The sequence below is a fragment of the Labilibacter marinus genome (genome assembly GCF_001659685.2).
Lineage (GTDB): Bacteria > Bacteroidota > Bacteroidia > Bacteroidales > Marinilabiliaceae > Saccharicrinis > Saccharicrinis marinus.
Genome location: NZ_LXYE02000018.1, coordinates 1 through 14,388, shown reverse-complemented (window position 1 = coordinate 14,388; position 14,388 = coordinate 1). Strand labels below are relative to the sequence as shown.

Sequence of the window (14,388 nt, the reverse complement as noted above, 5' to 3'; positions counted from 1 at the left end):
CAGCAGATGATTAAAGTTGGAATAGTAGGAGGTGCAGGATATACTGCAGGTGAGTTATTAAGGATTTTGCTAACGCACCCTAATGCAGAAATCACCTGTATTCAGAGTACAAGTAATGCTGGCAATCCAATTTCAGCAGTGCATACTGATTTGTTGGGCGACACAGATTTAACTTTCGTTCCGGATTTAGACACAAGCATAGTAGATGTTATTTTCTTGTGCATGGGACATGGAAAATCAGTAGAGTTTCTAACAGAAAATGAGATTCCAAGCCACATCAAAATCATCGACTTAAGTCACGATTACAGATTGGAGCGCGAAGGGAATGACTTTGTTTATGGTTTGCCAGAGTTAAATATGGAAGCTATTAAGTCGGCTAATAAAATAGCCAACCCAGGGTGTTTTGCTACAGCTATTCAATTGGCCTTATTGCCTTTGGCGGCTGCTAAAAAACTAAGCGAAGTACATGTTAATGCGGTAACAGGCTCTACTGGAGCGGGACAAAAGCCAACATCAACTTCTCATTTTAGCTGGAGAAACAATAATGTATCTGTATATAAAGCTTTTTCTCATCAGCATTTAGGCGAGATTAAACAATCGTTAAAGCAATTGCAAAATGGTTTCAACGAGCCGGTAAACTTTATTCCGGTACGTGGAAATTTTGCTCGAGGAATTATGGCTACAGCATATGTTGATTGTGACATGACGCAAGAAGAAGCAGTAGCACTATATAAAGAATATTATAAAAATCATCCATTTGTAACGGTGTCGGATATAAACCCGCATCTGAAGCAAGTGGTAAATACCAACAAAGGAATTTTATTTGTTGAAAAACATGACAACAAGCTGTTAGTTATTAGTATGATTGACAATCTTGTAAAAGGAGCATCAGGACAAGCTGTTCATAATATGAACTTAATGTTTGGACTGGAAGAAAAAACAGGTCTTCGCCTTAAATCAGTGGCATTTTAAAACCGAGTATTAACCAATACATTAACCTTCGGAATTAAAACATCATTTAAATATTTAAGGAATATCGATTCTAAAAAAAGATTTAAATAATGTGTATTTATTAAAAGGAAGACTTGTTAATAGTCCTGTAGGGAAGCCAAGAGCCCTACAGGACTATTCTTATTCTTAAATCAGTAACATTGAAAAATATTAATGAGATGAAATTATTTGATGTATACCCATTGTTTAGTATTGAGCCAGTGAAAGCACAAGGTTCTTATATTTGGGATAAAGACGACAATAAGTATTTAGATTTATATGGAGGTCATGCTGTTATCAGTATTGGTCATTCTCATCCTCATTATATTGAACGAATTTCAACGCAATTAAATAAAATTGGGTTCTATTCCAATTCAGTTCAAAACCAGTTGCAAAAAGATTTAGCCCAAAAGCTAGGCGAAGTTTCTGGCTTAAATGATTACGATTTATTCCTTTGTAATTCAGGTGCTGAGGCTAATGAAAATGCTTTGAAGTTAGCTTCGTTTGTAACAGGTAAGAAAAAGGTCATCTCCTTTGAAAAAGGGTTTCATGGAAGAACATCTGCCGCAGTAGCTATTACTGATAATCCTAAAATAATTGCTCCTATCAATAGCAATCACGAGTCGGTTATTTTGCCGTTAAACGATTTAACTGCCGTTGAAAAAGAATTGCAAAATGAAGATGTATGTGCTGTAATTATTGAAGGAATTCAAGGGATTGGTGGGATTATCGTTCCAGATGCTACTTTCCTTGAGCAATTAGAGGTGTTGTGTAAAAAATACGAGGCCATATTAATTTTAGACGAAATACAATCAGGGTGCGGACGTTCAGGTAAATTCTTTGCTTATCAGCATAGTAATGTAAAGCCTGATTTGGTTACCATGGCTAAAGGAATGGGCAATGGATTTCCAATTGGAGGTGTACTTATCTCCAATAAGTTTGAACCATGGTTTGGCATGCTAGGAACTACCTTTGGAGGAAATTACTTGGCTTGTGCTGCTGCATTAGCTGTGTTAGAGGTGATTGAGAAGGAAAATTTGGTGGAGAATGCCAGAGAAGTTGGTAACCATATTATTAATAAAGCTAAAGAAACCTTAAAAGGATGTGAAATTCGAGGTGAGGGCCTAATGATTGGCTTAGAATTTGATTATGAGATAGTCGAGTTAAGACGAAAGCTTCTTTTTGAAGACAAAATCTTTACTGGAGTATCAGGCAAAAATACAATTCGAATATTACCTCCATTAAACTTAAGCCTTGAAGAAGCTGATTTATTTATGGATAAACTAGCGGATTCTTTATAAGAGTGCAATTGGCCTGATGTTCTTTTTCTATTAACATTTTAAAAGACAAGGTCATGGTTAAATTTTTCTGGAACGAAGAATGGAAGGACATTCAATTTGAGGAAGGCGCACTGAGAAAAAAGTATGCCATTTCTAATTATGGAAGAGTAATTAGTTATGCAGACGAGCTTAAAGAGGGCAGCCTGATAAAAGGCGGGAGACTAAGAGGGTACGCTACCCTACCAGTACGACCTTTCGGCAAGTCAAAAACCTATTACATTCATAAGTTAGTAGCTCAATATTTTATTGCCCACATTAAGGTGGATGCTAAGTTTGTTATACATATTGATTACAATAAGAATAATAATTTTGTAGATAACTTAAGGTGGAGTACTAAAGATGAAGTATTTGCACATCAGCAACACAACCCTTTGGTGCTTGAGGCAAGAGAAAAACAAAAAGGACGCAAAACAGTGCAAGGGCACAAACTTACTTCAACTGAGGTAATGCGTTTAAAACGAAAAATATTTGATCCCAATCGCAAATCGCGTTTGAAAATCATTGCCAAGCAATTTGGTATTAGCGAAATGCAATTATACCGAATTAAATCGGGTGAAAACTGGGGGCATGTAAAAATTGAAATTGACGGCGTAGAGTATTAGCTGTAGGATGACCTTTATTTTGTTGTTCTGCAAATAATCTCGAATAGCAAATAAAGGCTCACTATGAATAATAAAAAAATTGCCATCATTGGTGGTGGAAACTTAGGACAAGCAATTGCAAACGGAATTGTAAATTCCAATATTGTACCTGCATCTAATCTTACTGTTACTCGTCGCCGAGTACAACTGATTCAAAATCTTAAAGAATTAGGCATCAATACTATTTCCGATAATAAGGAAGCTGCAGCAGATGCTGATATAATATTCTTAGGTGTTAAGCCCTATCAAATCCAACAAATTACAGAAGAGATAAGTCCCGTGGTGAAAGATTCTGCCATGGTTATTTCTTTAGCTACTGGGGTTGATGCTGCATCTATCGAAAAATATTTTGGTAAGGAATTGGCCATTTTTAGAGCCATGCCTAATACGGCTATTGCTATTGGCGAGTCAATGACTTGTATTTCGTCGCATAAAGCAAGCGAGGAGCAAGAAAAAGTAGTGCTTACTTTATTTGAACAAGTAGGGCAGGCTTTAATTATTCCAGAAGAGTTAATGGCATCGGCAACAGTACTGGCAGCTTGTGGTATTGCTTTTGCTTTAAGGTTTGTGCGTGCAGCTACGCAAGGGGGTATTGAAATAGGTTTTGGGGCAGATTTAGCTTTACAGATTGCAGCGCAAACAGTGAAGGGGGCCGCTGATTTATTAATAAAAGAAGGCTCGCATCCAGAGCATGAAATTGATAAAGTAACTACGCCTCGTGGTATAACTATTTCAGGATTAAATGAGATGGAACACCAAGGTTTTAGTTCGTCGTTAATTAAAGGTCTACTGACCTCTTTCAATAAAATTGAAAACGGTAAATAGTAATTGACTTACTAAAAACTAAGTATTATTATTGCAACAATATCAATAAGCTAAATAAATTCAGTGTTTAAGTCAATTATTATAAAAATAGGCTCTAATGTATTAACCAAGGATGATGGCACGCTTCATTTCGATAGAATGTCTCATTTGGTTGATCAAATTGCAGAGTTGCATCAAAAGAACAAGAAGATTATTTTGGTTTCGTCGGGTGCTGTAGCTGCAGGAAGATCGATGGTGCAGGTAAACCGTAAAACCGATACGGTATCTTCGCGTCAATTGCTTTCTTCTGTTGGTCAGGTGAAGCTTTTAAATACCTATTCAGGATTATTTGAGAATCATCAGATTCAGTGTGCGCAGGTTTTAGTAACCAAGCAAGATTTTAGGTCGAGGGAGCATTATCTGAATATGAAAAATTGCCTTACCACCTTGTGGGATAATGGAATTGTTCCTATCATTAACGAAAATGATGCAGTATCTGTAACAGCTTTAATGTTTACGGATAACGATGAACTGGCAGGTCTGTTAGCTACTATGATGAGCAGCGAGGCTTTGTTTATTTTAAGTAATATAAATGGTATTTATAATGGCGATCCGAAGGCCGAAGGTACTGAGGTGATTAGAACCATTAATAGTGCTAATGCAGATCTTTCGGAATATATTTCTACCACCAAATCAAACTTTGGACGTGGAGGTATGTTAACCAAATGTCATATAGCGCAAAAGACAGCTGCTTCGGGTATCTCGGTACACATTGCCAATGGTACTCGTGAGAATATTCTAGTGGACTTAAATAAAAATGCAGAAAGTATTGAGCATACTCGTTTTATTCCAGGAGAAAAATATCCTGCAGTAAAAAAATGGATCGCATACTCCGAGGCCTTTGCAAATGCAGAAGTGCATATTAATGAAGGGGCTTACGAAGCTCTCAATTCTGATAAAGCAACAAGTTTGTTGCTGGCAGGTGTTACAAAATTAAATGGTGATTTTAAAAAAGGAGATTTGCTTAAAATCATCACCGAAGACGGTAATGCCGTGGGAATAGGCAGAGCTAAATACGATAGAAAAAAAGCAAATGATCATATGGATGACGTGAAGTATCAACCGCTCATTCATTACGATTATTTGTATTTATTTTCAGAAAAAAATTAAGTAAAATCCAAAATCTAATATACAATGCAGTGTTTACCTCAATTCGAAAAAGTTAAAGATGCCGCCCGTGGATTATCCCGCGTGAGTCAGGCAGATATTATTCAGCTGTTAAATAAACTAGCAGAAGAAGCCGAGAAAAACATTCCAGAACTTTTGGAAGCTAACCAAAAGGATTTGGATCGTATGGATATTAACGATCCCAAATTCGACCGCTTAATGCTAAACAAAGATCGAATTGAAGGTATTGCATCGGATATTAGAAATGTAGCTCAACTTCCTTTTCCTGTAGGAGAAGTGTTGGAAGAAAAGAAGTTGGATAATGGCATGGATTTGCAAAAAGTTCGTGTGCCATTGGGTGTAATTGGCGTTATTTACGAAGCTCGTCCTAATGTTACTTTCGATGTATTTTCACTTTGTATGCAATCAGGAAACGCCTGTGTACTTAAAGGAGGTAGTGATGCTGCATTCTCAAATAAAGCTATTGCAACCTTAATACATAAGGTGTTAAAAGAGGAAGGTTTCAATCCTGAGGTTTTACAATTGTTACCTCCAGATAGGTCTGCAGCAACAGAGTTGATGAATGCTGTAGGTTATGTGGATATCTTGATTCCAAGAGGTTCGCAGAACTTAATAAATTCGGTACGTGAAAATGCTAATATTCCAGTAATTGAAACTGGTGCTGGTATTGTTCATACCTATGTGGATGCTACGGCAGACTTGAAGAAGGCAACCAGTGTTGTGGTAAATGCTAAAACCAGAAGAGTTAGTGTATGTAATGCATTGGACTGTTTGGTACTGCATAAGGATCAATTATCCAACTTAGTAGAAATGGTGGATGGTATGAAAGCTTTTGATGTGGAGATATTTGCTGATGAAGATGCGTATGCAGCATTAGAAGGGAAGTATCCTGCTTCATTATTACAAAAAGCAACTGAAGAATCTTTTGGTACAGAGTTTTTATCACATAAAATGTCTATCAAAACGGTAGATAGTTTAGATACTGCATTGGATCATATTTATAAGTTTAGCTCTAAGCATAGCGAAGCCATTGTTGCGGAAGATGCAGAAGTTATTCAACGTTTTTTTAACGAAGTGGATGCAGCAGCAGTATATTCAAATGCATCAACGGCTTATACCGATGGGGCTCAATTTGGTTTAGGTGCCGAAATTGGTATCAGTACGCAAAAGTTGCATGCTCGCGGACCAATGGCTTTGCGCGAACTAACTAGCTATAAGTGGTTAATCAAAGGAAACGGAAACGCCAGACCGTAAGGTAAGCTTGGCAAGAAGATGAAGCTTATTTGGTCTTTGTCTTTATACTTTAATCTTTATACTTATAAAAATGAAAAGATATTTAAAAGTTGACGATATAGGGGATTTAAAACAAGCGCTTAAAGATGCGTTTGAAGTAAAAAATAATCCCTACGCATTCCAGGATTTAGGAAAAAACAAAACCATTATTTTGGTATTTTTTAATTCTAGTTTAAGAACTCGCCTAAGTACACAGAAAGCTGCCATGAACATGGGAATGAATGTGATGGTGCTAGATATTAATAAAGATGGCTGGAAGTTAGAAACCGAAATGGGTGTTGTGATGGATAGTGATAAGCCAGAGCATATCAAAGAAGCTGTTCCAGTAATCGGTCAGTATTGTGATTTAATTGGAGTTCGTTCGTTCGCAACTTTCGAAAATAAAGAGGATGATTATAGCGAAAGAGTAATCAATCAGTTTATACAATATTCTGGTGTTCCTGTAATAAGTCTAGAATCTTCAACCCGTCATCCACTGCAAGCTTTTGCCGATTTAATTACTATCGAAGAGCATAAAACTAAGGCTCGCCCTAAAGTGGTGTTGACTTGGGCTCCACATCCACGTGCTTTGCCTCAAGCTGTAGCCAATTCTTTTACGGAATGGATGAAAGAATCAGATGTTGAGTTTGTAATTACACATCCTGAAGGGTATGAATTGGCAGATGAGTTTACGGAAGGTGTTACGGTAGAACACAACCAAAGAAAAGCTTTTGAAGGTGCTGATTTTATTTATGCTAAAAACTGGTCGTCGTACAAAGATTACGGACAGGTGGTTTGTGAAGATAAAGACTGGACGGTGAATGAAGAAAAAATGGCGCTTACAAATAACGCCAAGTTTATGCACTGTTTACCAGTTCGAAGAAATATGATTGTTACCGATGGTGTGATAGAAAGTGAAAATTCTTTAGTGGTTCAAGAGGCGGCTAATAGAGTTGTTTCTGCACAAACGGTGATTAAAAGAATGTTGGAATCTTTGCAGAAGTAAAAGTCTGCAGATTTCGTTTAAATGATAAATTATTTAATCAAGCATCAAAGCTATTAGTTAGTCTTGATGCTTGATGTTTGATATAAAAAACATGCAAGATATTACCATAGTTAAAGTTGGAGGAAAAGTTGTTGAAACACCAGAATCGTTACAAGAACTTTTAACTGATTTTGTTGCTCTGCCAGGTTTGAAAATATTGGTTCACGGAGGTGGGCGCTCAGCTACTAAAGTGGCTGAACAGTTAGGTATAAAAACACAAATGGTGGAAGGTAGACGAATTACTGATATCGAAACACTAAAAGTGGTTACTATGGTGTACGCTGGCTTGGTAAATAAAAATATCGTTGCTTCACTTCAGGCCAAAGGGGCCAATGCCATTGGTTTAACAGGAGCGGATTTGAATTTAATCAAAGCCGTAAAACGTCCTGTTAAAGATATCGATTATGGATATGTTGGCGATGTGGTTTCTGTGCAAGTGGAGGAGTTGAAAGAGTTGATTAATAAAAATGTGGTTCCTGTGGTAGCTCCACTTACGCATGATGGAAACGGAATTATGCTAAACACCAATGCTGATACCATGGCTTCGTCTTTAGCATGTGCATTGGCGGAGCATTTTAGTGTAAACTTAGTGTATTGTTTCGAAAAGAAAGGTGTGCTAAGCAATCCTGATGATGACGATGCGGTTATTGAAAATTTAACACACTCGCTTTTTAAAGAACATCAAACAACAGGGGTTATTGCTGAAGGTATGATTCCAAAATTGGATAACGGGTTTAACGCCTTAAACAGCGGAGTTAAAAAAGTGAATATAACCAATACGCAAGGTTTAAAAGGTGGTTTGAATTCAGGTACACTATTAACAAACGGATAATGGATAAATTTCAGACCATAGCAAACGAAGTTATTGAACTTCTGAAACAATTAATATCCATTGAGTCGTTGAGCAAGCAAGAAGATGCTGCTGCTGATTTAATGGAATCTTTTCTTAAAAACAAAGGATTAAAGACCAATCGCAAAATGAATAATATTTGGGTTTGGTCTGCTGATAAAGTGGATAGTAAACCAACTATTTTACTGAATTCGCATATCGATACCGTTAAGCCGTCTTCGAAGTGGACTTACGCTCCGTTTGAGCCAACTTTGGAGGGAGATGTGTTGTATGGTTTGGGAAGTAATGATGCTGGGGGGCCACTGGTTTCCTTACTAGCTACGTTCTTACTGCTTTCAGAAACTGAGCAGCCTTTTAATTTGGTTTATGCCGCTACAGCGGAAGAGGAGATTTCGGGACGTAATGGTGTGGCTCAGCTTTTTGAAGAAATTGGCACTATCGATTTGGGAATTATAGGAGAGCCTACGCAAATGCAAATGGCGGTGGCCGAAAAAGGATTGCTTGTGTTGGATTGCGAAGCCAAGGGTAAGGCAGGTCATGCTGCCAGAGACGAAGGTTTAAATGCGATATACGAAGCACTGCAAGATATTGAATGGTTTAAAAACTATCAATTCCCAGAGGTTTCTGATCTTTTTGGCCCTGTGAAAATGACGGTTTCTCAGATTAATGCAGGAACGCAGCATAATGTGGTTCCTGATTCGTGTAAATTTGTAGTTGATGTGAGACTTAATGAGAAGTATAGCAACCAACAAGCTGCGGATATTATTCAGAGCAAAGTAAAGTGTACAGCTACGCCAAGAAGTACTCGTTTAAATAGCTCGTATATACCGCTAGATCATCCTGTAGTAAATAGAGGATTAGAAATAGGAAGGACTTATTATGGTTCGCCAACCACTTCAGATCAGGCTCTTATGAGTTTTACTACTTTAAAAATGGGACCTGGAGATTCTGCTCGATCGCATACGGCTGATGAGTATATTAAATTAAGTGAAATTAAAGAAGGTGTTAAGATCTATTATGAGCTTCTAAATGGCTTAGAGATAAGAGATTATAGTAAAAGTTAAAAAATGTGACAAATGTCATAAAAATGAAAAGTTAATTTGAATTTGTAAGTTTATTAAATTATATTTGCCTCAATTATAAGAAACAAGGATAACGCAATTAACAATCCGTAATTACCACCATTAAATATTGGGGCTTAACATCTATAAAATACAATCATTTACGAATGTGTTTGAAGTATTTTTGTGCGAAAATTATATTGAATGAAACTTTGGGATAAAGGAATAAAAGTAAACGATAAAGTAGAAAGCTTTACAGTTGGCAAAGACCGAGAAATGGATCTTTACCTTGCTCCTTTTGATGTTATTGGCACCATGGCTCACATTACGATGCTAGAAAGCGTAGGTTTACTTGAAAAAAGTGAGCTTGAAGAGCTTTTAGTAGAACTTCAAAATATATACGCCGATGCAATAGCTGGCAATTTTAAAATTGAAGATGGTGTTGAAGATGTGCACTCGCAGGTAGAGATGATGTTAACAGAGCGTTTGGGTGATGTGGGAAAAAAGGTGCATAGCGGAAGATCTAGAAATGATCAAGTTCTATTGGATCTTAAATTGTTTATCCGAAGTAAAATTGAAGAGGTTGTAGAAGCTGTAAAAGAGTTTTTTGAGGCACTACAAACTCAAAGTGAAAATTATAAAGACTGTTTAATTCCGGGGTATACGCATTTACAGGTAGCTATGCCATCGTCATTTGGATTATGGTTTGGTGCATATGCAGAAAGCTTGACGGATGACATGCAAATGTTAAAGGCTGCTTGGAAAATAACCAACCAAAATCCATTAGGAGCAGCGGCTGGTTACGGAAGTAGTTTTCCTTTAAACAGACAGATGACAACCGACCTCTTAGGTTTTGACAATATGAACTACAATGTAGTTTATGCCCAAATGGGAAGAGGGAAAACAGAGAAAAATGTATCTATGGCGTTAAGTTCTGTTGCCTATACGGTGGGAAAATTTGCTACAGATGCTTGTTTATATATGAGTCAGAATTTTGGATTTTTAAGCTTGCCTAATGAGTTGACAACTGGGTCGAGTATTATGCCACACAAGAAAAATCCTGACGTTTTTGAGTTGATTAGAGCAAAGTGCAATCAATTGCAGGCTCTTCCTGATTCCATTGGAATGATTACCGGAAATCTTCCTACAGGATATTTCAGAGATCTTCAACTGATAAAAGAGACTTTTTTACCTGCCTTTGATGAGCTAATAAGTTGTTTAGACTTAGCTACTTTTGCGGTAAATAATATCTCGATTACAAAAGATGTTCTCAACAACGAAATGTACAAATATGCATTTAGTGTTGAAGAGGTGAATAAACTGGTTTTGCAAGGTGTACCTTTTAGAGATGCATACAAGCAAATTGGAGGGATGATTGAGGAAGGAAAATTTGAACCAGAATTAACCGTTGAACATTCACACGAAGGAACCATAGGTAATCTGTGTAACCCTCAGGTGAAACTAAAAATGGAAGGCATCATTAACGAGTTTAACTTTAAAAAAGTTAATGAGGCAATTAACACTTTAAGTAAGAAATAAAATAGAAGTATGGTATTATTGGAAAACTTGGCTAAGATGGCCGTACAATCATGTGAAATCGAAAAAGGACTTTTTGACCAAATGGGTGTTAAGAGGGGCTTGCGTAATTCGGATTTCTCTGGTGTACTGGTTGGCTTAACTCATATAGGTAATGTAGTTGGATACGATAACAAAGATGGTAAGTTAATCCCAAGAGAGGGTGAGCTTTACTATCGTGGTATTGAACTTAAAGACCTATCTAAAGGATTCCTTTCAACTGGTCGTCATGGTTTTGAAGAAACAGCTTATTTGTTATTAACAGGTCAGCTTCCAAACTCAACAGAATTAACTGATTTTACTGAGTATTTGGCAGAACAAAGTGAGTTACCTCCATTCTTCTCTAAAAATATGATTCTTTCATTACGTGGACGTGATGTAATGAATATGCTAGCTAGATCTGTATTAGGTCTGTATGCTGCCGACGAAGATGCTGAAGATTTTAGCGAAGTGAATTTAATGAAACAAGCCATTAGCTTAATTGCTAAGTTTCCAGTTATTGTAGCTTATGCTTACTACGGAATGCGTCATTCATTCCAGCGTAAATCTTTGATTATTCGTCACCCACAAAAGCATTTAAGTTTAGCGGAGAATTTCCTTTATATGTTAAAAGGAAAAGATTATACGAAGCTTGAAGCTGATTTGCTTGATTTATCGTTGGTTATTCACGCTGAGCATGGTGGTGGTAATAACTCTTCATTTACTACCAGAGTGGTAAGTTCTGCTCAAACAGATACTTATTCTGCCATTGCTGCTGCATTAGGTTCTCTTAAAGGTGGACTACATGGAGGTGCAAACCTTAAGGTGATTGATATGATGAATAATATCAAAGAAAACGTTAAGGATTGGAGCGATAAAAAAGAAGTTTCTGAATACCTATTGAAATTATTAAACAAGCAAGCATTTGATCAAACAGGTAAAATTTACGGAATTGGTCATGCTATTTATACTTTATCTGATCCTCGTGCCGTTCTATTAAAAGAGAAAGCAAGAGAATTAGCGGATGAAAAAGGTAGAATGGATGAGTTTAAATTGTACGAACTTATCGAGGAATTAGCACCAGAAGTATTCTATCAGTTTAAAGGTGAAAATGCCAAAGTAATTTGCGCTAACGTTGACTTTTATTCAGGATTTGTATACGAATGTATCAAAATCCCTAAAGAAATATATACTCCAATATTTGCTGTTGCCAGAATCGCAGGATGGGCAGCACATCGTATAGAGGAGGTTACATTCTCGAGCCGTCGTATTATTCGTCCGGCATACAAGTGTGTAATTGATCGATCTACTTATCTTCCTTTGGAATCGAGATAAGTGTTTTTGTTGATTGGGTAATGAAAAGGCTGTCTGTGGGGGAAAAGATCAGACAGCCTTTTTTACGTTTAAATTTTTGCTTTGTGTAGATTGTTATATGCAAACTCCCTACCTATATTATGTGCATCATTATAACTTCTACGATGCATTTGTAAATTACTATTTCCTCTTACGTATTTCCGTAGTGTATATTTATTCATAATGTTAGAATATAGTTAATATATATGCATTTTTAAATCTTTTATTAGTGGGAAATATATTTATTTACTACCTTTGCGCCCGATATAAAAATTGGAGTTTGACTTAGCAGATACTGCAAAATAAATCTCCAACATAAAATAATGGATTATCTTGATGTTATGCCTGAAGTAAAAGGAATTAAGTTGGTGCTCGAAGATGGAACTGTCTTTGAAGGAAAGTCGTTTGGATATCATAAATCAATTGCTGGTGAGGTTGTTTTCAACACCGCAATGACAGGTTATCCTGAAAGTTTAACAGATCCATCGTATAAAGGTCAGATTTTAGTCTCTACTTACCCTTTAATTGGTAATTATGGAGTGCCTAAAAATGGTAAAGACGAACATGGAATTCCTTTGTTTTATGAATCAGATCAGATTCATATTTCTGGACTAATAATTTCTGATTACTCATTTGAATATAGCCATTGGAATGCTGAGAACTCATTACGTGAGTGGTTAATTCAAAATGAAATTCCAGGTATTTTCGATATCGATACGCGTGCCTTAACTAAAATCCTGAGAGAAAAAGGATCTATGTTAGGTAAGATAATTGTTGATGAAGATAAAGATATCGAGCAGTACGATCCTAACTTCGATAATTTGGTAGCTCAAGTGAGTACTAAAGAGCGCAAGGTTTACGGAAACGGAAAAAATAAAGTTGTTTTAGTAGATACAGGAGCAAAATACAATATTTTACGTTGTCTTTTAAATAGAGATACTACAGTAACAGTAGTGCCTTGGGATTACGATTTTACACAAGAGGATTATGATGGTATCATGCTTTCTAATGGACCAGGTAACCCAGAAATGTGTGCAATTACGGTGGAGCATATCAAAAAAGCAATAGAAATTGGTAAGCCTATTTTTGGTATCTGTTTAGGAAATCAATTGTTAGGTATCGCCTCTGGAGGTAGCACATACAAATTAAAGTATGGACATCGTGCCCATAATCACCCAGTAATTAAAGTAGGTACTGATAACTGTTTTATTACTTCGCAAAACCACGGTTATGCATTAGATAATGATTCGTTAACAGACGATTGGGAACCTTTATTTGTACATATCAACGACAAAAGTAACGAAGGTATCAAGCACAAGTCTAAACCATTCTTCTCTACTCAGTTTCACCCAGAAGCTTCTTCTGGTCCAACGGATACCGAGTTTTTATTCGATGATTTTATTAGCTTGATTGAAGAATATAAAAAATAAATATTCCGCTTTCGGAATCTACAAAGCCCCTTGATTTTATCTTGGGGCTTTTTTTGTACCTTTAACTAATCACCAAAACTATTTACCATGAGAAATCTTCCTGTGATCATTATTATTCTGTTTATTGCTTTGGCATGTAATACTACAAAACCTGTTGCAAAAGGAGATACAGAAACGGCGCAAATAAACGAAGCGGCTAAGGATTCAACAGAGTATGAACTGATTATTTTTGATGTTAGATATAATAGTTTTTTGGCCACCCAACCAGCCAAAGAATTCTATAGTAACGAATATTACCAAAATTGGAACATGCGATATGTAACAGAGTGGAATATTAGACATAGTAATCCAATACGGTACGGTGATTTTTATGAAACCCAAATTGATTATAGCGCGCAAATAGATTATGGCATAGACTTAAATTATCAACTGTATTATTACTTCCTATTTATCGAAAGAGAATATGGTATTGTATTAGTCAGGAGAGGGAGAACTGCACGCTAAGGTGCCACATTAACCATGCTTGTATCTGCTTGTTAAGGTTGTTTTAATTATTATTTGTAGAAGGTAAGTAGGGTGGTTAGGTCAATAGGTTGATAGTGGATTAGATCAATGCTTACTCTGTTAGTGCAAATGTAATTCGTTTTAATCATGTTCATCTTGTAAATCATGTCTCAAGTGTTGCAGACAGGATAAACAAGTATAAAACTTAGCTATTAAGTTGGCGCTGCATTTGCTATCCTTGCGTGTGGGATGATAACTATATACTTACCCTGCAGCTCAAATAAACTATTTAATTGGTATTTCACCTTGTTAACAGAATCTGTACAACTCTCAAACACCCTTTAATACCAATTCTA

The 14,388-nt window shown here is 36.5% G+C and carries 13 protein-coding genes; all 13 read left to right on the top strand.

Annotation, left to right across the window (positions count from 1 at the left end):
• Positions 1 to 6: 6 nt before the first annotated feature.
• The 13 genes from argC to A8L32_RS07500 all read left to right on the top strand — a co-directional run bounded on the left by argC (position 7) and on the right by A8L32_RS07500 (position 14,032).
• Entirely contained in the window at positions 7 to 972 is a 966-nt protein-coding gene (gene argC, locus A8L32_RS07560; RefSeq protein WP_066629961.1) for an N-acetyl-gamma-glutamyl-phosphate reductase, read from the top strand.
• A gap of 197 nt (positions 973 to 1,169) precedes the next feature.
• On the top strand, positions 1,170 to 2,291 hold the full coding sequence (locus A8L32_RS07555; protein ID WP_066629679.1) for an aspartate aminotransferase family protein: 1,122 nt from the start codon (positions 1,170 to 1,172) through the stop codon (positions 2,289 to 2,291).
• A gap of 53 nt (positions 2,292 to 2,344) precedes the next feature.
• Entirely contained in the window at positions 2,345 to 2,932 is a 588-nt protein-coding gene (locus A8L32_RS07550) for an NUMOD4 domain-containing protein (protein WP_066629677.1), read from the top strand.
• Positions 2,933 to 2,995: 63 nt separating this feature from the next.
• Positions 2,996 to 3,796, top strand: coding sequence for a pyrroline-5-carboxylate reductase (gene proC / locus A8L32_RS07545; protein WP_066629675.1), 801 nt, complete (start codon positions 2,996 to 2,998; stop codon positions 3,794 to 3,796).
• A gap of 63 nt (positions 3,797 to 3,859) precedes the next feature.
• Positions 3,860 to 4,945, top strand: coding sequence for a glutamate 5-kinase (gene proB / locus A8L32_RS07540; RefSeq protein ID WP_233145465.1), 1,086 nt, complete (start codon positions 3,860 to 3,862; stop codon positions 4,943 to 4,945).
• Positions 4,946 to 4,969: 24 nt separating this feature from the next.
• Positions 4,970 to 6,217, top strand: coding sequence for a glutamate-5-semialdehyde dehydrogenase (locus tag A8L32_RS07535; protein ID WP_066629666.1), 1,248 nt, complete (start codon positions 4,970 to 4,972; stop codon positions 6,215 to 6,217).
• 70 nt (positions 6,218 to 6,287) lie between these two features.
• On the top strand, positions 6,288 to 7,241 hold the full coding sequence (locus tag A8L32_RS07530; protein ID WP_066629663.1) for an N-acetylornithine carbamoyltransferase: 954 nt from the start codon (positions 6,288 to 6,290) through the stop codon (positions 7,239 to 7,241).
• A gap of 91 nt (positions 7,242 to 7,332) precedes the next feature.
• On the top strand, positions 7,333 to 8,112 hold the full coding sequence (gene argB / locus A8L32_RS07525) for an acetylglutamate kinase (RefSeq protein WP_066629959.1): 780 nt from the start codon (positions 7,333 to 7,335) through the stop codon (positions 8,110 to 8,112).
• Positions 8,112 to 9,194: a M20 family metallo-hydrolase gene (locus A8L32_RS07520; RefSeq protein ID WP_066629660.1), complete on the top strand. Its 1,083-nt coding sequence runs from the start codon at positions 8,112 to 8,114 to the stop codon at positions 9,192 to 9,194. The genes argB and A8L32_RS07520 overlap by 1 nt, the downstream gene beginning before the upstream one ends.
• 201 nt (positions 9,195 to 9,395) lie before the next feature.
• Positions 9,396 to 10,730 (top strand): argininosuccinate lyase, encoded by a 1,335-nt coding sequence (argH, locus tag A8L32_RS07515; protein ID WP_066629658.1) that lies wholly within the window; start codon positions 9,396 to 9,398, stop codon positions 10,728 to 10,730.
• Between the two features lie 9 nt (positions 10,731 to 10,739).
• A complete protein-coding gene (locus A8L32_RS07510; RefSeq protein ID WP_066629655.1) occupies positions 10,740 to 12,080 on the top strand; it encodes a citrate synthase in 1,341 nt (446 codons plus the stop codon).
• 341 nt (positions 12,081 to 12,421) lie between these two features.
• On the top strand, positions 12,422 to 13,528 hold the full coding sequence (gene carA, locus A8L32_RS07505; RefSeq protein WP_233145464.1) for a glutamine-hydrolyzing carbamoyl-phosphate synthase small subunit: 1,107 nt from the start codon (positions 12,422 to 12,424) through the stop codon (positions 13,526 to 13,528).
• Between the two features lie 87 nt (positions 13,529 to 13,615).
• Entirely contained in the window at positions 13,616 to 14,032 is a 417-nt protein-coding gene (locus A8L32_RS07500) for a DUF6146 family protein (protein ID WP_066629652.1), read from the top strand.
• Positions 14,033 to 14,388 lie beyond the last annotated feature (356 nt).

What these genes read in the sequence shown, in the direction of transcription:
- A8L32_RS07520 (WP_066629660.1), top strand. Translation starts at nt 8,112, where the DNA reads ATGGATAAATTTCAGACCATAGCAAACGAAGTTATTGAACTTCTGAAA.
- argB (WP_066629959.1), top strand. Translation starts at nt 7,333, where the DNA reads ATGCAAGATATTACCATAGTTAAAGTTGGAGGAAAAGTTGTTGAAACA.
- argH (WP_066629658.1), top strand. Translation starts at nt 9,396, where the DNA reads ATGAAACTTTGGGATAAAGGAATAAAAGTAAACGATAAAGTAGAAAGC.
- A8L32_RS07530 (WP_066629663.1), top strand. Translation starts at nt 6,288, where the DNA reads ATGAAAAGATATTTAAAAGTTGACGATATAGGGGATTTAAAACAAGCG.
- carA (WP_233145464.1), top strand. Translation starts at nt 12,422, where the DNA reads ATGGATTATCTTGATGTTATGCCTGAAGTAAAAGGAATTAAGTTGGTG.
- A8L32_RS07535 (WP_066629666.1), top strand. Translation starts at nt 4,970, where the DNA reads ATGCAGTGTTTACCTCAATTCGAAAAAGTTAAAGATGCCGCCCGTGGA.
- A8L32_RS07555 (WP_066629679.1), top strand. Translation starts at nt 1,170, where the DNA reads ATGAAATTATTTGATGTATACCCATTGTTTAGTATTGAGCCAGTGAAA.
- A8L32_RS07510 (WP_066629655.1), top strand. Translation starts at nt 10,740, where the DNA reads ATGGTATTATTGGAAAACTTGGCTAAGATGGCCGTACAATCATGTGAA.
- A8L32_RS07500 (WP_066629652.1), top strand. Translation starts at nt 13,616, where the DNA reads ATGAGAAATCTTCCTGTGATCATTATTATTCTGTTTATTGCTTTGGCA.
- A8L32_RS07550 (WP_066629677.1), top strand. Translation starts at nt 2,345, where the DNA reads ATGGTTAAATTTTTCTGGAACGAAGAATGGAAGGACATTCAATTTGAG.
- proC (WP_066629675.1), top strand. Translation starts at nt 2,996, where the DNA reads ATGAATAATAAAAAAATTGCCATCATTGGTGGTGGAAACTTAGGACAA.
- argC (WP_066629961.1), top strand. Translation starts at nt 7, where the DNA reads ATGATTAAAGTTGGAATAGTAGGAGGTGCAGGATATACTGCAGGTGAG.